Origin of the sequence: Luteimonas wenzhouensis (assembly GCF_007859305.1) — a bacterium.
GTDB lineage: Bacteria > Pseudomonadota > Gammaproteobacteria > Xanthomonadales > Xanthomonadaceae > Luteimonas > Luteimonas wenzhouensis.
Genome location: NZ_VOHE01000004.1, coordinates 206841 through 230635, shown reverse-complemented (window position 1 = coordinate 230635; position 23795 = coordinate 206841). Strand labels below are relative to the sequence as shown.

Genomic DNA, 23795 nt, shown 5'->3' with positions numbered 1-23795 from the left:
GCCGTGACGGGGCCACTGCACGAGGGGGGCCGGGCGCCCGCGTCGCGGGCGGCGCGGCCGCGATCAGCCGCCCAGGCGCACGCGGCGGCCGGTGCGCGCCGCCTCGTAGATCGCCTGCATGATCCGCACGTCGCGCAGGCCCTCCTCGCCCGGCAGCCGCGCCGGCCGGCCTTCGAGGATCGACAGTGCGAAGTCGTCGAGCTCGGCCGCGAACAGGTCGGTCGGCGGATGCCGGATCTCGACCCCGTCGCTGCGCCGGCCGTGGTTGCCGTCGTAGAAGAACGCCGGGTCGAGTTCGAACCAGCCGCGCTCGCAGTCGACCCGCAGCGACTGCATGCCGCCGGCCCGGAAGCTGGTCGCACAGTGCGCCAGCACGCCGGAAGGGAAGCGCGCGGTCCAGACCAGGGTCTCGTCGACCTCGGCGTACTTCTCCGCGTCGGTGATGCTCGCCATCGCGCTGACCTCGACCGGCTCCTCCCCGGTGAGGTAGCGGCTGGCCTGGAGCGCGTAGATGCCCACATCCACCAGCGCGCCGCCGCCGGCCAGCGCGTGGCGCAGGCGCCACTGGTCCGCGCGGCCGACGTCGATCGAGAACGCGGCCTGCACCACCACCGGCGCGCCGAACACGCGCTCGCGGGCCAGGCGGATGCATTCGACGTGGTGCGGGTCGTAGTGGCAGCGGTAGGCGGTGCCCAGCAGCGTCCCGGCCTCGCGGCAGGCGTCGATCATCGCCTGGCAGCGTTCGACCGAGACCTCCAGCGGCTTCTCGCAGAACACGTGCTTGCCGGCGCGCGCGGCGGCGATCGCGTGGTCGGCGTGCAGCGCGTTGGGCGTGACCACGTACACGATGTCGATGTCCGGGTTGTCCGCCATGCGCGCCATGTTGTGGTAGCCGTACACCGCGTCGTCGGGCACTCCGTAGCGGGCCTGAAACCGGGCCACCTTGTCCGGACTCCCGCTGACCAGCCCGGCGAGCCGGCAATGCCGGGTCTTTTCGAGCGCCGGCGCGATCTGGTGTTCGCTGAGCATGCCCAGGCCGCACAGGGCCACCCCGAGCCGGCGGTCGCCGCTCATCGCCGCGCCTCCCGGGCCGGATCGGGACGCCGGGCGCCCGGGACGGACGAGGCGGGAAGGCGGGCGGTCGGCATGGCAACTCCAGTGGGCGCGGACGGAACGCCGGCCGGCCGATGCTAGCGCGCGGGCGACGCGCCGTCCGCGCCCGACGCTGCGCCGCAGCGGGCACCGCACGCCGGGCATCGCCATACTGGGCCGGCGGCGCCGCGCGCGCCCGCCCACATCACGGGGAGCTCCTGCATGAAGGCATACGTCGCGGCCGCGCTCGGCCTGCTGCTGGCCGCCTGCCAGCCCAACCCGTCCACCGCGCCCGACGCCGGCGCGGCTTCCGCCGACGATCCGCCGGCCCGCCCGCTGGTGGATCCCGGGCACATCGACGGCGTGCTGCGCGGCATGGTCGAACAGGACCGGGTCGTGGGCGTGTCGGCCCTGGTGTACGAGCGGGGGCGCGAGACCTACTTCGGCGCCTTCGGCATGGCCGACCGCGAGGCCGGGCGGCCGATGCAGCGCGACACGGTGGCCCAGATCCATTCGATGACCAAGCCGGTCACCGGGGTCGCGCTGATGACGCTGTACGAGGAAGGCAGGTTCCAGCTCGACGATCCGCTGTCCCGGTACCTGCCCGAGTACGCGGACGTGCAGGTGTACGCGGGCGAGGATGCGGACGGCCAGCCGGTGCTGGTGCCGCCGGAGCGGCCGATCCTGGTGCGCGACATCCTGCGCCACACCGCCGGTTTCGCCGCCGCGTTCGAGGACGACGCGCCCGCGCGCCTGTACCGCGAAGCGAACATCGACAGCCGCGAGATCACGCTCGAGGAGATGTCGCGCCGCCTCGCCGCCGTGCCGCTGGCCTACCCGCCGGGCACGCGCTGGCTGTACGGCATCTCGGTGGACGTGCAGGCCCGGCTGGCCGAAGTGCTGGCCGGCCAGCCGTTCGCGCAGCTGGTGCACGCGCGCGTGCTAGAACCGCTGGGCATGCATGACACCGGCTGGTACGTGGAGCCGGGGCGCCGCGGCCGGCTCGCCGCGATGTACGAACTGCAGGACGGCGGCGGCTTCGAGCGTCTGCCCGACTCGCCCTGGCTCGACAACGCGACCCGGGAATGGCCGATGAGCCCCGGCGGCTACGGCCTGGCGTCCACGCTCGACGACTACATGCGCTTCGCACGCATGCTCGCCAACGGCGGCGAACTCGACGGCGTGCGCATCCTGCGCCCGGAAACGGTGGCGCTGATGGCGCGCGACGACCTGCCCGACACCGTCGGCGACCGCTCCTGGCTGCCGGGCAAGGGCCAGGTGGGCTTCGGGATCGACTTCGCGGTCCGGCATTCGCCACCGGCGCACGCCGGCGAGGCCTCCGGCGCGGTCGGCGAGTTCTTCTGGGACGGATTCGCGAACACGCTGTTCTGGGTGGACCCGAAGAACGACATCGTGGCGGTCCTGTTCACCCAGTACATCCCGCCCGGTGGCACCGACCTGCACAAGCGCTTCCGCGACGCGGTCTACGTGCACGACGAAGCGGCCTCGTCCGCGAACAAGGGCCCGGCGCCGGACGCCCCGGAAAACGAAGGCCGGTAACACGGCCGGCGGGCGTGTCGATCCGGCACGCCCGCGTTCGTCGTGGGGCAGGACCACGACGGAGCAACACCCATGCTGGAGACGCGCCACGGCAGCTGCCACTGCGGCCAGGTCAGGTTCCGCTGCACGCTCGACCTCGCGCCGCAGGGCGAACGCTCACCGCAGCTGCGGCCCGGCCCCTGGTACGCCACCAACCTGCGCTGCACCTGCAGCTACTGCCGCAAGACCCGCATCTGGAAGGCGCACGTGCCGGCCGAGGCCTTCGAACTGCTCGAAGGCGCCGGCCTCGGCCGCTACCGCTTCGGCAGCGGCACGATCGAGCACTGCTTCTGCCGCAACTGCGGCACCACCACCTTCAGCCGCGCCGACTTCGAGGTGATGGGCGGACCCTTCGTGTGCGTCAACGTGGCCCGCCTGGACGACGTGCCGTTCGAGGCGCTGGACCGCGCCCCGGTGCGGCTCGAAGACGGCGCCAACGACGACTGGGAGGCCATCCCGGCGCACGCCGGCTGGCTCTAGCGGCCGCCCGGCGGTTCCCGGGTCACGCCGCTGCGCAGGTCCACGATCCGGTTCTCCCCCAGGGCCTCGTCGTCGCCGGTGACCCGGGCCACCGCGAAGGCGGCGGCCTTGCCGATCCAGCTGCCGGGGCCGTCCCAGTACTCGACGGTCTCGACCGCGACCTCGATCAGCACCAGGTTCGGGTCGTCCTTGCCACCGGGGAAGAAGGCCTTCATCGCATCGTTCCAGAAGCGCTCGATCAGCGCCCGGTCGCGCACCACGCGCGCCTGCCCGGCGACCGAGAGGTAGGTATTGGCATCGGCCGAGGCATAGGCGACGTTGACCGCCGGATGCTGCTCGATCTCCGCGACCTTGGGCGTTGCGGCGGAGGTCATGAACCACACCCGTTCGCCGTTGAAGTCGGCGCACTGGGTGGACAGCGGGCGGCTGTAGAGGCGACCGTCGCCGCCGCGCGTGGTCAGCATGGCGATGTCGATCTTCTCCATCAGCCTGGCCAGGTGTTCGAGTTCCTCGGGCGTCGCCATGGGCCTGCTCCTGCAAACGGGACGCGCAGTGTGGCCGCGGTGCCTGCGCGAGCGCCGTGAAGGTCCGGACGGGCACTGTGTTAACGACGCCTTGGTGAATCCTTCACGCAAGGCTCCGCGCGCGCGGCTAGCGTGTGGCCATCGGCTCCACGGAGGCCATTGCATGACCCGGATCCTCTATGCCCGCGACGAGGCGGGGAACGAACACCGCGTGATCCAGCGCCTGGAAGCGGCCGAGGGCGAGGACGCCCACGGCGGCGCGCGCATGGTCTACACGCTCGAGGACGGCAGCCCGGTGCGCCGGGTCGACAGCGAGACCTTCCAGATCGTCAGCACCGGCGCCTACATCTCCGCCGTCGAGGCGTGATCGCGCGCCCGCGCGCGCCCCGCGCAGCCGGCGCGCGCCGCGACCGGGCCTAGAACGTGATCGGCTGGCTCAGGTCCTGCCAGCCCGGGGGCGCCGGCCAGTCCGCCTCCAGGTTGCCTTCCAGCACCCGGCGCAGGTCGCGCCGGTCGATCTGTGGCGCCACCAGGTGCAGCAGGTGCAGCGCGTACTCGCGCAGCACCCGGCCGCGCGGGATCACCGCCCAGGTGATGCACTCGGGGATCTCCGCCGGCGCCGGCAGGATCCGCAGGTCCTGGTCCTCGCGCGGACCGACCGCCATCTCCGCCAGCAGGCCCGCGCCCAGCCCGGCGCGCACGTAGGTCTTGATCAGGTTGGCGTCGCGCGCGGTCATCGCCAGCTGCGGTTCGACCCCGGCGGCGGCGAAAGCGCGCCGCATCGAGGAGTCGGGCCGGGTCGAGGACTCGTAGCTGATCAGCGGGTGGCGGGCCAGTTCGGCCAGGGTGGGCGCGCGGTCGAGGCCGGCCAGCGGATGCGTGGCCTGCAGCAGCAGCACCCGGCGCCAGGTGTACAGCGGCACCGCCAGCCCGCCCTCGGGGGTGCCGCCGGCGGTGCTGATCACCGCCAGGTCGGCGCCGTCCTTGAGCAGCTGCAGCACTTCGGCGTCGCTGGCTGCCTGCAGGTCCACGTCCACCTGCGGGTACTCGCGCCGCACGCCCGCGATCGCCGGTGGCAGCACGTAGCGGGCCTGGGTATGGGTGGTGGCCAGCAGCAGGCGGCCGCTGTGCTCGCCGCGCTCGTTGGCAGCGTAGCTGCGGATGTTGGCGACCTCGGCCAGGACCCGGCGCGCGTGCTCGATCACCTTGCGCCCCGCGGGGGCGATCCCGTCCAGGCTGCGTCCCTTGCGCACGAACAGCTGGAAGCCCAGCTCGTCCTCGAGCTGCTTGAGCTGCTTGGACAGGCCCGGCTGGGTCGCGTGCACGCGCTCGGCCGCCAGCGTGATGTTGAGCCCGGCGTCGACGATCGCAACGAGATAGCGCAGCTGGGTCAGGGTCATCCGGAGCGGTCCCGCGGCGCTGGTTTCCGCCGCAACTTCATCTTTCCATCGCGATTGAAAGATGGATTGGTGGATCATAGCCGCCGCCCGGCCCGCCTGTCCACGCGGCCGGCCGGGCTTATGCCTTTGCGGCATAAGAGCAGCACGCGTCGCCATTTCCGCCGGCCGCCCCGCAGTCGCTAGCGTCGTGCTCCACGCTCCCGCCTGCCATCCCCGCCACTCCAGATGCCCGAGTCCGACCACAATCGGCTGTTCCCGCTCTTCGCCGACCTGCGCGACCGGACCGTCGTGGTGGTCGGCGGCGGGCTGGTCGCGGCGCGCAAGGTCGAGGCCCTGCTGGGCACCGGCGCGCGCATCGTCGTGGTTGCCCCGGCACTCGGCGGGGCGCTCGCACCCCTGGCGGCCGATGGGCGCATCGACCACCGCGCGGGGACGTTCGCCCCGGAGGCGCTGGACGACGCCTGGCTGGCAATCGCCGCCACCGACGACCCGCAGGTCAACCGTGCCGTGGCCGAGGCCGGCCAGGCGCGCCGGGTGTGGGTGAACGTGGTCGACGACGCGGAACTTGCGCGGGTGCACCTGCCGGCGCGGGTCGAGCGCGGCCCGCTGCAGGTCGCGATCTCCAGCGGCGGCGGTGCGCCGATGCTGGCGCGGCTGGTGCGCGAGCAGCTCGAACGCCAGTTCGACCACTCGCTGGGCGCGCTGGCCGCGCTGCTGGCGCGCCAGCGCGCGCGGCTGCTCGCGCGCTGGCCGGACGCCGACGCGCGCCGGCGCGCGGTCGCGCGGCTGCTGTCCGGCCCGCTGCCGGGGCTGCTGCGTCGCGGCCGCCACATCGAGGCCGCGCGCGAGCTCGAGCGTGCGCTCGACGCCCCCGACGCACCGGCCCGCGGCCGGGTGGCCCTGGTCGGCGCCGGCCCCGGCGATGCCGGCCTGCTCACCCTGCGCGCCCTGCGGCTGCTGAACGACGCCGACGTGATCCTGCACGACCGCCTGGTCAGCGCCGAGGTGCTGGCACTGGCCCGTCGCGACGCGCTCCGGATCGAGGTCGGCAAGCGGGCCGGCCACCATGCCGTGCCGCAGGAGCGGATCCACGCGCTGATGGTCGAGCATGCGACCGCCGGCCGCCACGTGGTCCGGCTCAAGGGTGGCGACCCGTTCGTGTTCGGCCGCGGCGGCGAAGAGCTCCAGGCGCTGCGCGCGGCGGGCATCGACTACGAGGTGGTGCCCGGGATCACCGCCGCGGCGGCCTGCGCGGCGTACGCCGGCATCCCGCTCACGCACCGCGACCACGCGCAGTCGGTGCGCCTGGTCACCGCCCATTGCCAGGGGCCGGAGGACACCCTGGACTGGGCCGCGCTGGCCCGCGACCGCCAGACCCTCGCCTTCTACATGGGCGCGGCCCGACTGGAGCTGGTCCAGGCGCGGCTGCTGGCCCACGGCCGCGCGCCCGACACCCCGTTCGCGCTGGTCGAGAACGGCACCCGCCCGGAACAACGCGTCGTTCGCGGCCGGCTAACCGAATTGTCACACCTGGCGCGGCGGCACGCCGTACAGTCGCCTGCCCTGCTGATCGTCGGCGAGGTGGCCGCGCTGGCCGGCGACCTGCACTGGTTTGGCGCCGCCCCGCTCGGCGCTCCCGCGACCCCGCTCGCGGACGCCGCCTGACCGTTCCACCCGCACCGAGGAACCACCATGGCCATCTACGACAGCATCGTCGACACCATCGGCAACACGCCGATCGTCAAGCTGCACCGCATCGCGCCCGCGCACGCCACCGTGTATGCCAAGGCCGAATCGTTCAACCCCGGCGGCTCGGTGAAGGACCGCCTGGCGCTGGCGATCGTGCTCGACGCCGAACAGCGCGGCCTGCTCAAGCCCGGCGACACCATCGTCGAAGCGACCTCGGGCAACACCGGCGTGGCCCTGGCCCAGGTGGCGGCCGCGCGCGGCTACCGGTTCGTGGCGGTGATGGTGGAGACCTTCTCGATCGAGCGCCGCAAGCTGATGCGCGCCTACGGCGCCAAGGTGATCCTGACCCCGGCCGCCGAGCGCGGCACCGGGATGGTGAAGAAGGCGCGCGAGCTGGCAGAGAAGCATGGCTGGTTCCTGGCCTCGCAGTTCGCCAACCCGGCCAACCCGGCCTACCACCGGCAGACCACCGCGGCCGAGATCCTGCGCGACTTCGCCGGCCGGCGCCTGGACTACTTCGTCAGCGGCTGGGGCACCGGCGGCACCCTCACCGGCGTGGGCGAGGTGCTCAAGGTCGCGCGCCCGGAGGTGAAGATCATCGCCACCGAGCCGACCGCCGCCTCGCTGCTGGGCGGCAAGGAGTGGGCGCCGCACAAGATCCAGGGCTGGACCCCGGACTTCCTGCCCGAGGTGCTCAACCGCGACGTGCACGACGAGCTGGTCCCGGTGACCGACGACGAGGCGATCGACACCGCGCGCCGCCTCGCCACCGAGGAAGGCATCTTCGTCGGCATCTCGGCCGGCGCCACCGTGGCCGCGGCGCTGAAGGTCGCGGCCGGCGCGCCGGAAGGCTCGGTGCTGCTGGCCACCCTGCCCGATACCGGCGAGCGCTACTTCTCGACGCCGCTGTTCTCGCATCTCAACGAGGGCTCGGACGACGACTGGCTGGCCGGCCTGGACGGCGCGCGGGACGCCGCCTGATCCCCACCCCACGGGCATCGCCACCATGAGCCGATCCCCCGTCCCCCCCATCCCGGCCGTTCCGGCCACCACGCCCCCTGCGGCCGACCCGCGCGGCGGCGGGGATCCGATCAGCGAGGCCGAGCGCGCCGTGCTCGACGCCGTCCGCGACCTGGCCTACGGCCAGGTTGAGGTGGTGGTGCACTCGTCGCGGATCGTGCAGATCACGCGCAGCCAGAAGCTGCGGCTGAACGACTGAGCCCATGTCCTCGGCCTGCAGCCCATCCACCCATCCCATCCACGGTGCCGACCGGACGACCGGAGGCGCTTCCCGAGAACTCCACGAGGAAACGCCATGCGATCGCCCCACCCCGCCTCCGTAAGACCACCGCGCCGCCACCTGCTGGCGCTCGCCCTGGCCCTGGCCCCGGCCACCACCATGGCCCAGGACGCCGCCCCCACCCCCGAACAGATCGCCGAGCGCCTGCGCATCGTCGAACGCCGGCTGGGCATCGCCCCGGTGGACGGCGCCGCGCCCGACGGGCTGGCCGAACTCGACCGTCGCCTGCGCGCGGTCGAGCAGGGCCTGGACGAGCGCGACCGCCAGCAGGCGGTCGCCGCGAGCCAGCCCGCGCCGGCGCCGAAGCCGCAGCCGGAGATCACCCTCGCCGCCGACAAGGGCGCCTCGATCCGCAGCGCCGACGGCAAGGTGCAGCTCAAGCTCGGCGCCCTGGTCCAGGCCGACCACCGCGTGTTCATCGACGACGACGAGCGGCCGCAGAACGACACCTTCCTGTGGCGTCGCATCCGCCCGACCCTGGAGGGCAGCTGGGGCGAGCTGGTCGGCTTCCGGATCACGCCCGAGTTCGCCGGCGACAGCGCCTCGATCGTCGATGCCTACGTCGACCTCAAGTTCAGCCCGGCCGCCACCGTGCGCGCGGGCAAGGTGAAGGGGCCCGTGGGCCTGGAGCGCCTGCAGGGCGGCGGCGCGATCGCGCTGGTCGAACGCGGCTTCCCGACCGAGCTGGCGCCCAACCGCGACCTCGGCGTGCAGCTGCATGGCGCACTGGCACAGTCGCGCGTCAACTACGTGGTCGGCGTGTACAACGGCGCCCCGGACGGGCGCGACAGCCCGACCAGCAATCCCGATGGCGAGTTCGAGTTCGCCGGCCGGTTGCTCTTCGAGCCGTGGAAGGGCAGCGACGGCGCCCTCTCCGGCCTGGGCTTCGGCATCGGCGCCAGCACCGGCGACAAGCAAGGCGCCGGCAACAGCTTCCTGCCGCGCTACCGCACCCAGGGCCAGGCCACGTTCTTCAGCTACCTCGGCACCGTGGTCGCCGACGGCGAACACACCCGCTGGTCGCCGCACGCGTACTGGTACGCCGGTCCGGTCGGCCTGCTCGGTGAGTACATCCGCTCGAAGCAGGAGGTGGTCGACACCGCCACCGCCGCGCGCGCCTCGCTCGACCACTCGGCCTGGAGCCTCAGCGGCCGCTGGGTGGTCACCGGCGAGAAGGCCAGCCACCGCGGCGTGAAGCCCCACCGTCCGTTCGCGCCGGGCGCCGACGGCGGCTGGGGCGCGTTCGAGCTGGTCGCCCGCTATGGCGAGCTCGACGTCGACGACGCCGCGTTCCCGCTCTTCGCCTCGCCGTCGGCCTCGGCCTCCGAAGCCAGCGCCTGGGCCCTGGGCCTGAACTGGTACCCCACCGGCCACCTCAAGCTCGCGGCAAGCTACGGCCATACCTCGTTCACCGGCGGCGGCCCCGGTGACGCCGACCGGCAGGACGAGAAAACCTTCTTCACGCGCGCCCAGTTCGCGTTCTGATCCCCCTTTCCGAGACCATGCACATGAAGACCACGACCAGGAATACCCTCGTCGCCCTGCTGATCGGCCTGTCCGCGGCCAGCGGCACCGCGTGGGCGCAGAAGCTCGAGCTGCTCAACGTCTCCTACGACCCGACCCGCGAGCTCTACGCGGAGTTCAACGAGGCGTTCAGGAAGAAGTGGAAGGCCGAGACCGGCCAGGACGTGACCCTGCGCGCCTCGCACGGCGGCTCCGGCAAGCAGGCGCGCGCGGTGATCGACGGGCTCGAGGCCGACGTCGTCACCCTCGCCCTGTCCGGCGACATCGACGCGATCGTCGAGAACACCACCCTGATTCCGAAGGACTGGCAGTCGCGGCTGCCGAACAACAGCTCGCCCTATACCTCGACCATCGTGTTCCTGGTGCGCAAGGGCAACCCGAAGCAGATCCGCGACTGGGGCGATCTGGCCAGGCCGGGCGTCGCCGTGATCACGCCCAATCCCAAGACCTCCGGCGGCGCGCGCTGGAACTACCTGGCCGCATGGGCGTGGGCCTCGCGCGAGTACCGCAAGGCCGACCTGGTGCTCGACTACCTCAGGAAGCTGTTCGCCAACGTGCCGGTGCTCGATACCGGGGCCCGGGGCTCGACCACCACCTTCGTCGAGCGCGGCATCGGCGATGTGCTGCTGGCGTGGGAGAACGAGGCCCTGCTGACCCTGTCCGACCCGGACGTGCGCGACCGCTTCGAAATCGTGTTCCCGAGCCTGAGCATCAAGGCCGAGCCGCCGGTGTCGGTGGTGGACGGCAACGTCGACCGCCGCGGCACCCGCAAGCTGGCCGAGGCCTACCTGCAGCACCTGTATTCGGCCGAGGGCCAGGCGATCGCCGCACGCAACCACTACCGCCCGTCGCGGCCGGAACTGCTGCCGCCGGCGGCGATCGCGCACTTCAAGCCGATCCCGCTGGTGACCATCGACAACGCGTTCGGCGGATGGGCGAAGGCGCAGAAGCTGCACTTCTCCGACGGCGGCTTCTTCGACCGGATCTACGGTCCGTAACCGCGACCGGGGGCGCGTCCGTCGCTCCCGGCCGCGCCCCCCCGCCGCCTATGCTCGCCACCTCCCCACGAGAGCCCGACCCGCCGCACCGATGAGCACGCTCGCCCTTCCCTACCTGTCGCGCCCGCGCTGGCGCCGCCCGTTGCCGGGGTTCGGCCTCAGCCTCGGCCTCGGCATGGCCTGGCTCGGCGCGGTGGTGCTGCTGCCGCTGGCGGCGCTGACCTTCCGCGCCACGGGCCTAGGCCTCGACGGCTGGCTGCGCGCGCTCAAGGACCCGCGCGTGCAGTCGGCGCTGAAGGTGAGCTTCGGCACCGCGTTCGTCGCCGCGCTCGTCGCCCTGTTCGCCGGCGCACTGGTGGCCTGGGTGCTGGTGCGCTACCGCTTCCCCGGCCGGCGCCTGCTCGACGCGCTGGTCGATCTGCCGTTCGCGCTGCCGACCGCGGTCGCCGGCATCGCCCTGACCGCGATCTACGCGCCCACCGGCTGGATCGGCCGGTACCTGGAGCCGCTCGGCATCCAGGTGGCCTACCAGCCCGCCGGCATCGTGATCGCGCTGGTGTTCATCGGCCTGCCGTTCGCGGTGCGCACGGTGCAGCCGATCCTCGAGTCCCTGGGCCACGAGCAGGAGCAGGCCGCCGCCTCGCTCGGCGCCTCGCGACTGACCACCCTGCGCCGGGTGGTGCTGCCCGAGCTGCTGCCGGCGCTGCTGACCGGGTTCTCGCTCGCCTTCGCGCGTGCGCTGGGCGAGTACGGCTCGGTGATCTTCATCGCCGGCAACAAGCCGTTCCAGACCGAGATCGCGCCGCTGCTGATCACGATCCGGCTCGAGGAGTACGACTACAACGGCGCGATCGCGCTGGCGGCGCTGATGCTGGCCGCCTCGTTCGCCTGCCTGCTGGCGATCAACCTGATCCCGCTGGCGTTCCGCCACGAACGCAGGAGCCGCCGCGATGGCTGACGCGCACGCAGGACACGGGCTGGAGACCCCGCCGTGGCTGCGCCGGCTGCTGATCGGCGCCGCGGTGCTGGTGATGGGGCTGCTGGTGGTGCTGCCGCTGCTGATGGTGCTGCTGTCGGCCTTCGGCAAGGGCTTCGCCACGTGGTGGAACGCGCTGACCACGCCCGACGCGATCGCCGCGCTCAAGCTGACCCTGTTCACCGCGGCGATCGTGATCCCGGTGAACGCGGTGTTCGGCGTGTTCGCGGCCTGGTCGTTGACCCGGTTCGAGTTCCGCGGCAAGCGCGCGCTGCTGGCCCTGGTGGACCTGCCCTTCGCGGTCTCGCCGGTGGTCGCCGGCCTGTGCCTGGTGCTGCTGTTCGGCTCGCAGGGCTGGTTCGCCGACTTCCTGCGCGAGCACCAGGTCAAGATCCTGTTCGCGCGGCCGGGCATCGTCCTGGCCACGCTGTTCATCACCTTTCCGTTCGTGGTCCGCGAGCTGGTGCCGCTGATGCAGCAGCAGGGCAGCGAGGAGGAGGTGGTGGCGCGCTCGCTGGGCGCGAACGCCTGGACGATGTTCTTCCGCGTCACCCTGCCCAACATCAAGTGGGGCCTGCTGTACGGCGTGCTGCTGTGCGGCGCGCGGGCGATGGGCGAGTTCGGCGCGGTGTCGGTGGTCTCGGGCCACATCCGCGGCCTGACCAACACCCTGCCGCTGCACATCGAGATCCTCTACAACGAGTTCGACAGCACCGGTGCGTTCGCGGTGTCCTCGCTGCTGGCGGGGCTGGCGCTGGTGACGCTGGTGTTGAAGTTCTGGTTGGAGTCCCGCCACAGCGACGGCCTCGCCTCGCACCGGAGGCATGCATGACGCGCTTGACGTCCATCGCCCGCGGCGGCGGTGAAGCATCTCCGCGGCCTGGCGCACGTCGGGCGCGGTTGGAGTCCCGCCACAACGACGGCCTCGCCTCGCACCGGAGGCATGCATGACGCGCTTCACGTCCATCGCCCGCGGCGGCGGTGAAGCATCTCCGCCGCCTGGCGCACGTCGGGCGCGGTTGGAGTCCCGCCACAGCGACGGCCTCGCCTCGCACCGGAGGCATGCATGAGCCCGTCCCTCGCCGCTTCCCCCCCGTCCGCCCGCCACGCCGGCCGCGCCACCCACGCCGCGGCCGGCGCCACTCCCACGGAGACCACGAACGTGCTGTTGACCCAGGACCACGCCGTGCACACCCCCCACCCCGTCGCCGATCCGGAAGCCTCCACTGCGCCTGGCCGCGGAATCGGCGATGATCGCGCCATGGGCACGCGCGGCCACGGCGTCGACCTGCGGATCGAAGGCGTCGCCAAGCGCTACGGCGGCACGGCGGCGCTCGACCACGTGGACCTGCACATCGCCGCCGGCGAACTGGTCGCCCTGCTCGGTCCCTCCGGATCCGGCAAGACCACCCTGCTGCGGGTGATCGCCGGCCTGCTGCCCGCCGACGGCGGCCGGGTGCTGTTCGGCGACACCGACGCCACCCTGCTCAGCCTGCGCGAGCGCAATGTCGGTTTCGTGTTCCAGCAGTACGCGCTGTTCCGGCACATGACCGTGGCCGAGAACATCGCCTTCGGCCTGCGCAGCCGGCCGCGCGCGAAACGCCCGGACAGGGCCACGATCCGGCGCCGGGTCGAGGAACTGCTGGCGCTGATCCAGCTGCCCGGCTACGGCGACCGCTATCCCGAACAGCTGTCGGGCGGGCAGAAGCAGCGCGTCGCGCTGGCGCGCGCGCTGGCGATCGACCCGACCGTGCTGCTGCTCGACGAGCCCTTCGGCGCGCTCGACGCCAAGGTGCGGGTGGAACTGCGCCGCTGGCTGCGCCGCCTGCACGACCAGACCGGCCAGACCACGGTATTCGTCACCCACGACCAGGACGAGGCGCTGGAACTGGCCGACCGCGTGGTGGTGCTGCGCGAGGGCCGGATCGAGCAGGCCGGCACCCCGGACGAGATCTACGGCGCGCCGGCCTCGCCCTACGTGTTCGACTTCATCGGCCGCGCCAGCGTGGTCGAGGGCCGGGTCGAGGGCGGCCGGTTCGTGGTCGACGGCCAGGCGGCGGGCTTCGAGGCCGACGGGGTCGCCGACGGTCCCGCGAGCCTGTACCTGCGCCCGCACGACGCGGCGTTCGTGGCGCCGGGCGACGGACTGCAGGCGCGCGTGGCCGCGCTCGCGCGCCAGGCCGGGCGCATCACCGTGGAGCTCGAACTCCCGGGCCAGTCGCGCAGGCTCGAGGTCGACCTGGTCGCCGCGCCGGGCGTGGCGACCCCGGCCACCGGCGACGCGGTCGGCGTGCGGCTGCTGAAGTACCGGGTGTATCCGGGACAGCGCTGAGCGCGCAGCGCCCGGTCGCGGAAGCCGCTCCTGCCATGATCCGGGCACCGTAGGAGCGGCTTCAGCCGCGACCCGCCGCCGGTACGGGCACCGCGCCTGCGCCGCCCCGCGGCGCACCGTCGTCCGCAGCGCCGCTACGACCGCCCGTACACGTCCTCGTAACGGACGATGTCGTCCTCGCCCAGGTAACTGCCCGACTGCACCTCGATCAGCTCGAGCATCCCGGTGCCCGGGTTCTCCAGCCGGTGCTTCGCGCCCAGCGGGATGTAGGTCGACTGGTTGGCGTGCAGCTCGAATACGTCGTTGTCGCGGGTCACGCGCGCGGTGCCGCGGACCACGATCCAGTGCTCGGCGCGGTGCTTGTGCGACTGCAGCGACAACCGCGCGCCGGGCTTGACCTTGATCCGCTTGACCTGGAAGCCGTCGTCGCGGTCGATCGAGTCGTAGCTGCCCCAGGGGCGGTGCACCTCGCGGTGCAGGACCGCGTGGCTGCGCTCGTCGGACTTGAGCTTCGCGACCACGTCCTTGACCTGCTGCACCTTGTCCTTGTGCGCGACCAGCACCGCGTCGTCGGTCTCGACCACGACCAGGTCGTCCACCCCGACGAGGGCGACCAGACGCCGCGCGTAGGCGTAGCTGTTGCGCGAATCGACCGCGATCACGTCGCCGTGGCGGGCGTTGCCGTGTTCGTCCTGCTCGCTGACCTCCCACAGCGCCGACCACGAGCCGACATCGTTCCAGCCGATGTCGACCGGCAGCACGCGCGCGTCGTCGGTCTTCTCCATCACCGCGTAGTCGATCGAATCGGACGGACAGGCGGCGAAGGCCTCGCGGTCGAGGCGGATGAAGTCGCCGTCGCGCCTGGCGGCGCCGAACGCGGCGCGCACCGAGGCCAGGATGTCGGGACGGAAGCGTTCGAGCTCGGCCAGGTAGCGCGAGGCGCGGAACAGGAACATGCCGCTGTTCCAGTAATAGCCGCCGGCGTCGAGGTAGGAGCGCGCGGTGGCCGCGTCGGGCTTCTCGACGAAACGCAGCACCGGGCGGACGCCCTCGCCCGGCCCGGCCTGGATGTAGCCGAAACCGGTCTCCGGCGCGGACGGCACGATGCCGAAGGTGACCAGCGCGCCGGCCTCGGCCGCGGGCAGGGCCTGCGCGACCGCGGCGCGGAAGCCGTCGGCGTCGCGCACCACGTGGTCGGACGGCAGCACCAGCAGCACCGGATCGTCGCCACCCGCGGTGGCCTGCAGCGCCGCGGCGGCGATCGCCGGGGCGGTGTTGCGGCCCACCGGCTCGAGCACGATGTCGGCATGCTCCACGCCCACCAGGCGCAGCTGTTCGCCGGCGAGGAAGCGGTGCTCCTCGTTGGCGACCACGATCGGCGCGGACGCGGCCAGCGGCGCGACGCGCAGCCAGGTGTCCTGGAGCATCGTGTGCTCGCCGGCCAACGGCAGGAACTGCTTGGGGTAGGCCTCGCGCGAGAGCGGCCACAGCCGCGTCCCCGATCCACCCGACAACAACACCGGCTGCACCTTCATGCTCTCTCTCGCCCGGAAATGCGCGGCAGTTTACCCTTTGCCTGCCGGCCACCGCCGGCCGGAGAACCCATGGCCCCAACCGACCCCCCTTCCAGCGAGCGCGACCGGCAGCGCATTGAATGGATACGTAGCACGCTCGGCGAGCCGGACACCGGACTCGAGCGCGCCTCGTTCGACGCCGATTTCCGCAGCTACTGGCGCACCACCGGACGCGAGCCCAGCCTGGTGCTGATGGACGCACCGCCCGGGCTCATGGACGTGCGTCCGTGGCTGGAGATCCACGACCTGCTGGAGGCCGGCGGCCTGCGCGTGCCGGCGGTGCTCGCGCGCGACCTCGCGCAGGGCTTCCTGCTGCTGGAGGATCTCGGCCGCCAGACCTACCTGCACATCCTCGACGAGGCCAGCGCGGACGCGCTGTTCGAGATCGCGATGCGGCGCCTGGTCCAGCTGCAGTCGATCGCCGTGCCCGACGGCTTCCCCGCCTACGACGCGGACCTGCTGCTGCGCGAACTTCGCCTGTTCGACGAATGGTTCCTCGGCGTGCACCTGGGCATCGCGCTCGACGACGGCGAACGCGAGTCGCTGCACGGCGTGTACCGCGTGCTGGTGGACGCGGCGCTGGCCCAGCCGCGGGTGCTGGTGCACCGCGACTACATGCCGCGCAACCTGATGCCCTGCGGCGACGACGTCGCCGTGCTCGACTTCCAGGACGCGGTGCTCGGCCCGATCGGCTACGACCCGGCCTGCCTGTTCAAGGACGCGTTCCTGAGCTGGCCGGAAGCGCGCGTGGCCGGCTGGCATGCCCGCTACCACGCCCTGGCCTCCGAAGCGGGCCTGCCGGTGCCGCCGCTGGAGGACTTCCGCCGCGACCTCGACCTGATCGGCGTGCAGCGCCACCTCAAGGTGCTGGGCATCTTCGCCCGCCTGAAGCACCGCGACGACAAGCCGAAGTACGTCGCCGACGCGCCACGCTTCGTCGCCTATCTCGACGCGGTGCTGCCCCGCCACCCGTCGCTGGCGCCGCTGGCGGCGCTGATCGAAGGGCGCGTGCGCCCGGCGCTGGCAGCGCTGGAACCGGTGGCCATCCATGCCTGAGCGCGCGTCCGGGCGATGAAGGCGCTGGTCTTCGCCGCCGGCCTGGGCGAGCGCATGCGCCCGCTCACCGACACCACGCCCAAGCCGCTGCTGGCCGCCGGCGGCAAGCCGCTCATCGCCTGGCACCTGGAGCGGCTGGCGGCGATCGGCGTGGACGAGGTGGTGGTCAACGTCTCGTGGCTGGCCGAGCGGTTCCCGGAAGCGCTCGGCGACGGCGGCGCATTCGGCCTGCGCATCACCTGGTCGCACGAGGGCGCGGTGCCGCTGGAAACCGGCGGCGGCATGCTGCACGCGCTGCCGCTGTTGGGCGACGCCCCGTTCATCGCGATCAACGGCGACATCTGGACCGACTTCGACTTCGCCGGCCTGCCGCGCGAACCCGCCGGCGACGCGCACCTGGTGCTGGTCGACAACCCGGCGCACAACCCACGCGGGGACTTCATACTGCGCCCGGACGGCAGGCTCGCCAGTGAGGACGACGCAGGGCCGCGGCTCACGTTCGCCGGCATCGGCGTCTACCGTCCGCGCCTGCTCCAGGGCTGGCGCGAGGTCATCGGCGATGCGCCGGGCGCCGGCGAGGTTCCGCCCCGCTTCCGCCTCGCCCCGCTGCTGCGCGCGGCCATGGCCCGTGGCGCCGTCACCGGCGAACACCACCACGGCGCCTGGACCGATGTCGGCACGCCGCAGCGGCTCGAGGCCCTGGACCGCGCCCTGGCGCAGCGCGGCCCTGCAGGCATCCGGCCGGGCTGAGCGGCGCCGCGAATGACGGCACGGCCTGCACCGCCGGACCCGGGTCGATGCGAGGCTCGCGCACCGCGGCGCAGGCGCGCGGCGGCGCGGGTCAGGCGTCGCCTGCGCCGCCCAGCACGCTGCGCAGGAAGGGCACGGTCAGCCGCCGCTGGGCGGCCAGCGCGGCCACGTCCAGCTGCTCGAACAGGCGGGTGAGCGAGGCGGGGTCGCGGTCGGCGCGGCGCAACAGCCATTCGATCGCGGCCTCGTCGACCTGCAGCCCGCGGCGCCGGGCCCGCAGCCGCAGCAGGTCCCGGCGACCGGCGTCATCCAGTGGCTCGAGCACCGCGCGGGTGCACTGGCCCAGGCGCGAACGCAGGTCGGGCAGCCGCAATCCCAGCGCATCGGGCGCCACCCGCGCGGTGTACAGCAGGCGCCGGCCGGCATCGTGCATGCGGTTGTGGAAATCGAACAGCGCCAGCTCGTCGCCCGGCTCGCCGGCCACCGCCTCGAGTCCGTCGAGCGCCACCAGGTCGAAGGCGTGCATTGCCTCCACGGCTTCGCGCAGCCGGCCCGGCGTGGTCGCCAGCGGCAGGTAGGCGGCGCGCAGGCCCGCGGCCTCGGCCTCGGCGCAGGCGGCGAGGGCGAGATGGGTCTTGCCGCTGCCCGCCGGCCCGACCAGCAGCAGCGTGCGCCCCGCCCCGCCGCCGGCGAACTGCCGCAGCTGCAGCGGCAGCGCGCGGTCGCCGGCGAAGGTCTCCAGCCGCTGGTCGGGGGGATAGCGCAGCGCCAGCGGCAGCTGCGGGGACGGTGTCCGCGCCGGCATCGGGGTCAGGCGCCGCCGTCGCGCGGGCCGGCCTCGTCCCCCTGGGCCCCGGGCGCCGCCTCGCCGGCGGGCCGCGGCTCGCCGAGCACGATCCGCGGGCCGTCGCCGGCGTACAGCCGGCTCTGCGTGTAGCGCTCGCGGGCGAAGCGCAGCAGCACGTTGCCCACCGCCGCCACCGGCAGCGCGATCAGCATGCCGACGAACCCGAACAGCTGGCCGCCGGCCATGATCGCGAAGATCACCGCCACCGGATGCAGGCCGATGCGGTCGCCGACGATGCGCGGGGTGAGGATGTAGCTCTCGATCAGCTGGCCGACGGTGAACACCACGCCCACCAGCACCAGCAGCTTCAGGTCGAAGCCCTGCGCCTGCACCAGCGCGGCGAGCACCGCCAGCACGATCCCGGTCGCCGCGCCGAGGTAGGGCACGAAGCTGATCAGGCCGGCGATGATGCCGATTAGCAGGCCCAGCTTCAGCCCCACCAGGGTCAGCCCCAGCGCATAGATCGCGCCCAGCGCCAGCATCACGATGAACTGGCCGCGCAGGAACGCCCCCAGCACCTCGTCCGACTCCTTCGCCAGCCGGGCGACCGTGGCGACATGGTCGCGCGGCACCATCACCGCCACCCGCTCGACCAGCAGATCCCAATCGCGCAGGAAGTAGAAGGTCAGGATCGGCAACAGCACCAGGTTGGCGATCCAGGCCAGGAACGCGAAGCCGGAGCTGGACAGGTAGCCGAACAGGGCCGTGGCGACGCCGCCGGCCTGGGTCCAGTGGTTGCGCGCCAGCTCGAACAGCCGCTGCGGGTCGAGCCAGGTGGTGATCTCGATCCCGGTGCGCTGCTCCACCCAGGGCAGCGCGGTCTCCATGAACCAGGCCCGGTACTGCGGCAGCGCCTCGATCAGGGTCACCACCTGGCGCTCGACCATCGGCACCAGGATCAGCACCACCAGCACCAGCAGCATCAGCATCAGCACGAACACCAGCGTGACCGCGACCGGCCGCGACCGGCCCGCGCGCTCGAGCCGGTCGACCAGCGGGTCGCCCAGCCAGCCCAGCAGGGCAGCGAGCACGAACGGGGTCAGGATCGGCCCGAGCAGGGCCACCAGCCACAGGGCCGCGAGCCCCGCCAGGCCCCACTGCAGCCGGCGCAGGAAGCGTGCGATGTCGGCGTTGGCATCCAGCGGCGCCTGGTCCATGTCCGGCCGTCCCTCAGCGCAGGTGGAACACCGGCCGCGCGAACGCATCCGCGCCCTCGACCTCCAGCAGCACCTCGCCATCGACCATGCGGCGGAAGCCCTCCATCCCGCTCAGCAGGTCCAGTTCCACCTCCAGCCGGCCCTCGCTGGCCCGCTGCGGGCGGATCGCGCGCACCACCGACATGCGCTGCAGCTCCGCCGCCAGCCGCAGGTAGTCGCGGCTGCCGTGCACGCCGGTGAACACCAGCGCCTGGGTGACCGGTTCCCGCGGCGCGGTGGCCTTGGCGTAGCGCTTGGCCAGCGCGTCGGCCGCGCCGTCGGCGCCGGTGGCCAGGGCGCGGCGCGCATCGCCGTCGCGCTCCGACCAGCGCGCGAGCACCCGGCCGTCGTCGACGAAGATCCAGTCCGCCTGCCAGCCGCCTTCGCTGCGGTAGAGCTTGCCGACCAGCTGCATCGGCGGGCTGTAGCGCGCCGACAGGCGCGCGATCGCGGCGGTGTCGCCGCGCCAGATCGCGGCCGCGGCGGCCTGCTCGGCGGCACTGCCCGAGGGCAGGCCGAGGCGGTAGCCGCGCTCGATCGCCCGCTGCAGCAGCGGACGGGCGACGTTGTTGTGCTGCAGCCCGACCAGGCGCGGGCCGTTGCCGTCGTCGATCGCCAGCCAGACCACCGGCTTGGGCCGCGGCTGCGGCCACTCCGGCAGCCCCAGGGCGTCGGCCAGCGCATCCACCGCCTCGGGCTTGAAGCGCACCACCAGCATGGTGCGGAACCTGGGCGCGCCGCTGGCGCCGACGCTTTCGTCCTGGCGGTAGTCGAAGCCCTCGACGTAGTCGGCGGCGCGGCGCAGCTCCTGGCCCACGCCCGGGCGGTTGGCCACCGAACGGTCGCCCGAACGCTTGCTGAAGACCTGGGCCAGCGCGCGCGCGAAGCCGGCCTGGCGCTCCTCCTCGGACTGGCTGCGCACCGGCACCTCGGCCTCGTAGAGCCCGCTGGCGACGGCGCGCTCGCCCTCGACCCGCTGCGCCAGCGCCGGCGTCGCCGCCAGCAGCAGCACCAGCGCCCAGGCCAGGCCTTGCCCCGCTCGTCGCAAACCGCGCATCCGGTGTCCCTGTGCAGCCAAGAAGCAGAGGCCGAATGGTGCCACAAAGCCCCGGCGCGCTGGCCGCCCGCGGCCGCCCGGCGGGCCGCGGCTGCTAGAATCGCGGGCCGCCCGGCCCCTCGTGAGCACCCGTGACCACCCCGCCTCCCGGCCCCAGCGGCCTGACCTACCGCGACGCCGGCGTCGACATCGACGCGGGCAACGAAGTCGTCGAGCGCATCAAGCCGCTGGTCGCGCGCAGCATGCGCCCGGAAGTGATGGGCGGCCTGGGCGGGTTCGGCGCGCTGTTCGACCTGTCCGGCAAGTACCGCGAGCCGGTCCTGGTCTCGGGCACCGACGGCGTCGGCACCAAGCTCAAGCTGGCCCAGCAGCTCGGCCGCCACGACACCATCGGCATCGACCTGGTGGCGATGTGCGTGAACGACGTGCTGGTGCAGGGCGCCGAGCCGCTGTTCTTCCTCGACTACTTCGCCACCGGCAAGCTCGACGTCGAGACCACCGTCGCGGTGGTCGGCGGGATCGCCCGGGGCTGCGAGCTGTCCGGCTGCGCGCTGATCGGCGGCGAGACTGCCGAAATGCCGGACATGTACCCGCCGGGCGAGTACGACCTGGCCGGCTTCTGCGTGGCCGCGGTGGAGAAGTCCGAGCTGCGCGACGGCTCGTCGGTGCGCGCCGGCGACGTGCTGGTCGGCATCGCCTCCAGCGGCCCGCATTCCAACGGTTATTCACTGATCCGGCGCATCTACGACCGCGCCGGGCGGCCGGCCGACCTGGACGTCGGCGGCGTGGCCCTGGCCGATGCGCTGATGGCGCCGACCCGGCTGTACGTCAGGCCGGTGCTGGAACTGCTGCGCGGCAGCCTCGGCCCGGACATCCACGGCATGGCCCACATCACCGGCGGCGGCCTGACCGAGAACATCATCCGGGTCGTTCCCGACGGCCTGGGCCTGGACATCGATGCCAGCGCCTGGCCACTGCCGCCGGTGTTCGACTGGCTGCAGCGCGAGGGCAACGTCGCACCGCAGGAGATGTGGCGCACCTTCAACTGCGGCATCGGCTTCGTGCTGCTGGTCGATCGCGACCGCGTCGCCGCGCTCGGCGGCGAACTGGCGCGCCTGGGCCTGGCCCACTGGCGGATCGGCCAGGTCGTCGCCGCCGGCGACGGGCCACGCGTGCGCATCGGCTGAGGGCCCGGGGTGCGGCGCCTGCGCCTGGCCGTACTGGCCTCCGGCCGCGGCAGCAACCTGCAGGCGATCCTCGATGCGATCGCCGGCGGGCGGCTGGCGGCCGAGGTCGCGGGCGTGTTCTCCGATCGCGCGTCGGCGCAGGCGCTCGAACGCGCGCAGGCCGCGGGCGTGCCGGCCCATGCGCTGTCCCCGCGCGGCTTCGCCTCGCGCGCGGCGTTCGACGATGCGCTGTTCGCGGCGGTCGACGCGCTCGGGCCCGACCTGGTGGTGTGCGCCGGCTACATGCGCCTGATCGACCCGGGCGTGATCACTCCGCGCGCCGGGCGCGTGATCAACATCCATCCCTCGCTGCTGCCCGCCTTCAAGGGCCTGCACACCCACCGCCAGGCGCTACAGGCCGGCGTGGCCGAGCACGGCGCGAGCGTGCACTTCGTCAGCGCCGACCTCGACGGCGGTCCGGTGGTCGCGCAGGCGCGCGTGCCGGTGCAGCCGGGCGACGAGGAGCACGCGCTCGCGGCAAGGGTGCTGGCGCGCGAGCATCCGCTGCTGGTGGAAACGCTGCGCCTGTTCGCGGCCGGACGCATCGCGTTGCGTGAAGACCGCGTTCACTTCGATGGACGCCCGCTGACCGCGCCGCTTCAGCTGTCATGCAACGACGCGTTTGCATGATGTGCGGCCCATGCGCCATGCCCTGCTCCTGATCGCCGCCGTCGCCCTCGCCCCGGTTCCGGGCGCGTCCGCGCGCGCGCAATCCGCGGTGCAGGCGCCGCCGGCGGACGAATCGGCCGCGGCGCCCGCCGACGCCACGCCGGCACCGCGGGCGCTCGAGCCGTTCCTGGCCACCTACGAAGCCTGGTACGACGGCCGCCGGGCCGGCACCGCGACCATGCAGCTGGTGCACGACGAGGCGAACCGCTGGCGGATCGATCTGGGCGTGCGCGGCGACCGCGGCTTCGCCGGCATCGTCGGCCTGAACATCGACCAGAGCACGGTGTTCGACCTGGCGGACGGCGAGTACCGCCCGCTCGCCCAGAGCACCACCCGCAAGGCCGCGCTGTTTTTCAACCGCCGCACCACCGGCACCTACGACTGGCACTCCGGCGCCGCGCGCTGGACCGGCGACGTCAGCAAGGCCCGGCGCGCACCGGTGCCGATCCGGCCCGGCGACATGAGCGGCCTGCTGATCAACCTGGCGGTGGTCCGCGACGCCGCGCCGGGGCGCACGCTCGAGTACCGCTTCGTCGACCGCGGCCGCGCGCGCGACCACGTCTACCGGGCCGCGGACGCCACCGGGCCGGTGGAAGTGGCCGGCCTGAGCTACGAGGCGCTGCGCGTGGAGCGCACCAACGGCGGCAACGACGAAACCATCCTGTGGGTCGCCGACGGCGTGCCCACCCCGGTGCGCATCCTCCAGCGCGAAGACGGCGAGGACGCCGTGGACCTGCGCCTGGTCGAGTACCGGACCCTGCAATGAACCCGCGTTCGAGGACCTGCCCCATGAGAGCCCCCCTGCCCGCCATCGCCTTCGCCGTGCTGTTCGCCCTGGCCAGCGCGCCGGCGGCCGCGGTCGAAGCATTCACCGCCGACTACGCCGCCCGCTACATGGGCCTGCAGGCGACCGGGCGCATGGCCCTGGAACCGGCCGGCGGCAACCGCTGGAAGTACAGCCTGGAGGTGAGCGGCGCCGGCGCGCGGCTGGAGCAGAACACCGTGTTCGAGGCCGATGGCGAGCAGTGGCGGCCGGTGTCGAGCCGCGATTCGCAGCGCGGCGAATCCGGGCTGGCGGCGATGCTGGTCAAGCCGCGCACGACCACCGCGACCTACGACTGGGCCAGCGGCCAGGCGACCTGGGACGGCGACGTGAAGGACGACCGCCGCGGGCCGGTGCGCCTGCAGCCGGGCGACGTCGACGGGATGCTGATGAACCTGGCCCTGGTGCGCGACTTCCGCGCCGGCAAGCCGCTGTCCTACCGGCTGGTCGAGGACGGGCGGGCGCGCAGGCAGGTGTTCCGCCCGGTCGGCACCGAATCGATCACCGTCGCCGGCAGAACCCGCACCGCGACCAAGGTGGCGTGGAAGAACGATGAGCGCAGCATCACCGCGTGGATCGTCGACGACCTGCCGGTGCCGGCGCGCATCCTCCAGCAGCGCGACGGGCGCGACCACATCGACCTGACCCTGCGCTCGTTTGACTGAGCGGCCACGGCGCGACGC

General features: G+C 73.1%; 24 protein-coding genes. 17 read left to right on the top strand and 7 right to left on the bottom strand.

Annotated features, from left to right (window positions below):
- Window positions 1-63: 63 nt before the first annotated feature.
- A complete protein-coding gene (locus tag FQY79_RS09760; RefSeq protein ID WP_186759919.1) occupies window positions 64-1074 on the bottom strand; it encodes a Gfo/Idh/MocA family protein in 1011 nt (336 codons plus the stop codon).
- Window positions 1075-1314: 240 nt separating this feature from the next.
- Between FQY79_RS09760 and FQY79_RS09755 the strand changes: the two genes are divergently transcribed.
- Window positions 1315-2652: a serine hydrolase domain-containing protein gene (locus FQY79_RS09755; protein ID WP_146312726.1), complete on the top strand. Its 1338-nt coding sequence runs from the start codon at window positions 1315-1317 to the stop codon at window positions 2650-2652.
- Window positions 2653-2724: 72 nt separating this feature from the next.
- On the top strand, window positions 2725-3171 hold the full coding sequence (locus tag FQY79_RS09750; protein ID WP_146312725.1) for a GFA family protein: 447 nt from the start codon (window positions 2725-2727) through the stop codon (window positions 3169-3171).
- On the opposite strand, the gene FQY79_RS09745 is transcribed toward FQY79_RS09750, so the two are convergent.
- Window positions 3168-3695: a pyridoxamine 5'-phosphate oxidase family protein gene (locus FQY79_RS09745; RefSeq protein WP_146312724.1), complete on the bottom strand. Its 528-nt coding sequence runs from the start codon at window positions 3693-3695 to the stop codon at window positions 3168-3170. The two genes, FQY79_RS09750 and FQY79_RS09745, sit on opposite strands and share 4 nt — an antisense overlap.
- A gap of 163 nt (window positions 3696-3858) precedes the next feature.
- On the opposite strand from FQY79_RS09745, the gene FQY79_RS09740 reads away from it, so the two are divergent.
- Complete coding sequence (locus tag FQY79_RS09740) at window positions 3859-4062, top strand: hypothetical protein (protein WP_146312723.1); 204 nt, start codon at window positions 3859-3861, stop codon at window positions 4060-4062.
- A gap of 49 nt (window positions 4063-4111) precedes the next feature.
- Here the strand turns inward: FQY79_RS09740 and FQY79_RS09735 are convergent, their stop codons facing one another.
- A complete protein-coding gene (locus FQY79_RS09735) occupies window positions 4112-5095 on the bottom strand; it encodes a LysR family transcriptional regulator (RefSeq protein ID WP_146312722.1) in 984 nt (327 codons plus the stop codon).
- A gap of 225 nt (window positions 5096-5320) precedes the next feature.
- Between FQY79_RS09735 and cysG the strand changes: the two genes are divergently transcribed.
- From cysG to FQY79_RS09695, 8 genes are all read left to right on the top strand, one after another.
- On the top strand, window positions 5321-6760 hold the full coding sequence (gene cysG / locus FQY79_RS09730) for a siroheme synthase CysG (RefSeq protein ID WP_146312721.1): 1440 nt from the start codon (window positions 5321-5323) through the stop codon (window positions 6758-6760).
- Between the two features lie 27 nt (window positions 6761-6787).
- Window positions 6788-7765 (top strand): cysteine synthase A, encoded by a 978-nt coding sequence (cysK, locus tag FQY79_RS09725; RefSeq protein WP_146312720.1) that lies wholly within the window; start codon window positions 6788-6790, stop codon window positions 7763-7765.
- A 25-nt stretch (window positions 7766-7790) separates the two neighbouring features.
- Window positions 7791-8003, top strand: coding sequence for a YezD family protein (locus FQY79_RS09720; protein ID WP_146312719.1), 213 nt, complete (start codon window positions 7791-7793; stop codon window positions 8001-8003).
- 96 nt (window positions 8004-8099) lie between these two features.
- On the top strand, window positions 8100-9569 hold the full coding sequence (locus FQY79_RS09715; RefSeq protein ID WP_146312718.1) for an OprO/OprP family phosphate-selective porin: 1470 nt from the start codon (window positions 8100-8102) through the stop codon (window positions 9567-9569).
- 23 nt (window positions 9570-9592) lie between these two features.
- Window positions 9593-10606 (top strand): sulfate ABC transporter substrate-binding protein, encoded by a 1014-nt coding sequence (locus FQY79_RS09710; RefSeq protein WP_146312717.1) that lies wholly within the window; start codon window positions 9593-9595, stop codon window positions 10604-10606.
- A 91-nt stretch (window positions 10607-10697) separates the two neighbouring features.
- Entirely contained in the window at window positions 10698-11564 is an 867-nt protein-coding gene (cysT, locus tag FQY79_RS09705; protein ID WP_146312716.1) for a sulfate ABC transporter permease subunit CysT, read from the top strand.
- Window positions 11557-12414, top strand: coding sequence for a sulfate ABC transporter permease subunit CysW (gene cysW / locus FQY79_RS09700; RefSeq protein ID WP_146312715.1), 858 nt, complete (start codon window positions 11557-11559; stop codon window positions 12412-12414). Before cysT ends, cysW begins: the two co-directional genes overlap by 8 nt.
- Window positions 12415-12843: 429 nt before the next feature.
- On the top strand, window positions 12844-13914 hold the full coding sequence (locus tag FQY79_RS09695) for a sulfate/molybdate ABC transporter ATP-binding protein (protein ID WP_146312819.1): 1071 nt from the start codon (window positions 12844-12846) through the stop codon (window positions 13912-13914).
- A gap of 134 nt (window positions 13915-14048) precedes the next feature.
- On the opposite strand, the gene FQY79_RS09690 is transcribed toward FQY79_RS09695, so the two are convergent.
- The gene (locus tag FQY79_RS09690; protein ID WP_146312714.1) at window positions 14049-15449 is read right to left on the bottom strand and encodes a mannose-1-phosphate guanylyltransferase/mannose-6-phosphate isomerase; all 1401 of its coding nucleotides are present in this window, start codon (window positions 15447-15449) and stop codon (window positions 14049-14051) included.
- A 69-nt stretch (window positions 15450-15518) separates the two neighbouring features.
- On the opposite strand from FQY79_RS09690, the gene FQY79_RS09685 reads away from it, so the two are divergent.
- Window positions 15519-16544 (top strand): aminoglycoside phosphotransferase family protein, encoded by a 1026-nt coding sequence (locus FQY79_RS09685; protein ID WP_146312713.1) that lies wholly within the window; start codon window positions 15519-15521, stop codon window positions 16542-16544.
- Window positions 16545-16559: 15 nt separating this feature from the next.
- Entirely contained in the window at window positions 16560-17294 is a 735-nt protein-coding gene (murU, locus tag FQY79_RS09680) for an N-acetylmuramate alpha-1-phosphate uridylyltransferase MurU (RefSeq protein ID WP_146312712.1), read from the top strand.
- 91 nt (window positions 17295-17385) lie between these two features.
- On the opposite strand, the gene hda is transcribed toward murU, so the two are convergent.
- Genes hda through FQY79_RS09665 form a run of 3 tightly spaced genes read right to left on the bottom strand, consistent with a single transcriptional unit; the run spans window position 17386 to window position 20394 of the window.
- Complete coding sequence (gene hda / locus FQY79_RS09675; RefSeq protein WP_146312711.1) at window positions 17386-18099, bottom strand: DnaA regulatory inactivator Hda; 714 nt, start codon at window positions 18097-18099, stop codon at window positions 17386-17388.
- A 5-nt stretch (window positions 18100-18104) separates the two neighbouring features.
- Window positions 18105-19298 (bottom strand): AI-2E family transporter, encoded by a 1194-nt coding sequence (locus FQY79_RS09670; RefSeq protein WP_146312710.1) that lies wholly within the window; start codon window positions 19296-19298, stop codon window positions 18105-18107.
- Window positions 19299-19311: 13 nt separating this feature from the next.
- Entirely contained in the window at window positions 19312-20394 is a 1083-nt protein-coding gene (locus FQY79_RS09665; protein ID WP_146312709.1) for a DUF2066 domain-containing protein, read from the bottom strand.
- A gap of 131 nt (window positions 20395-20525) precedes the next feature.
- Between FQY79_RS09665 and purM the strand changes: the two genes are divergently transcribed.
- Genes purM through FQY79_RS09645 form a run of 4 tightly spaced genes read left to right on the top strand, consistent with a single transcriptional unit; the run spans window position 20526 to window position 23777 of the window.
- A complete protein-coding gene (gene purM, locus FQY79_RS09660; protein WP_146312708.1) occupies window positions 20526-21581 on the top strand; it encodes a phosphoribosylformylglycinamidine cyclo-ligase in 1056 nt (351 codons plus the stop codon).
- Between the two features lie 9 nt (window positions 21582-21590).
- Complete coding sequence (gene purN / locus FQY79_RS09655) at window positions 21591-22250, top strand: phosphoribosylglycinamide formyltransferase (RefSeq protein WP_246123076.1); 660 nt, start codon at window positions 21591-21593, stop codon at window positions 22248-22250.
- Between the two features lie 10 nt (window positions 22251-22260).
- Window positions 22261-23055, top strand: a complete 795-nt coding sequence (locus FQY79_RS09650) for a DUF3108 domain-containing protein (protein WP_146312707.1) — start codon at window positions 22261-22263, stop codon at window positions 23053-23055.
- 23 nt (window positions 23056-23078) lie between these two features.
- The gene (locus FQY79_RS09645) at window positions 23079-23777 is read left to right on the top strand and encodes a DUF3108 domain-containing protein (RefSeq protein ID WP_246123075.1); all 699 of its coding nucleotides are present in this window, start codon (window positions 23079-23081) and stop codon (window positions 23775-23777) included.
- The last annotated feature ends 18 nt before the right edge of the window (window positions 23778-23795 follow it).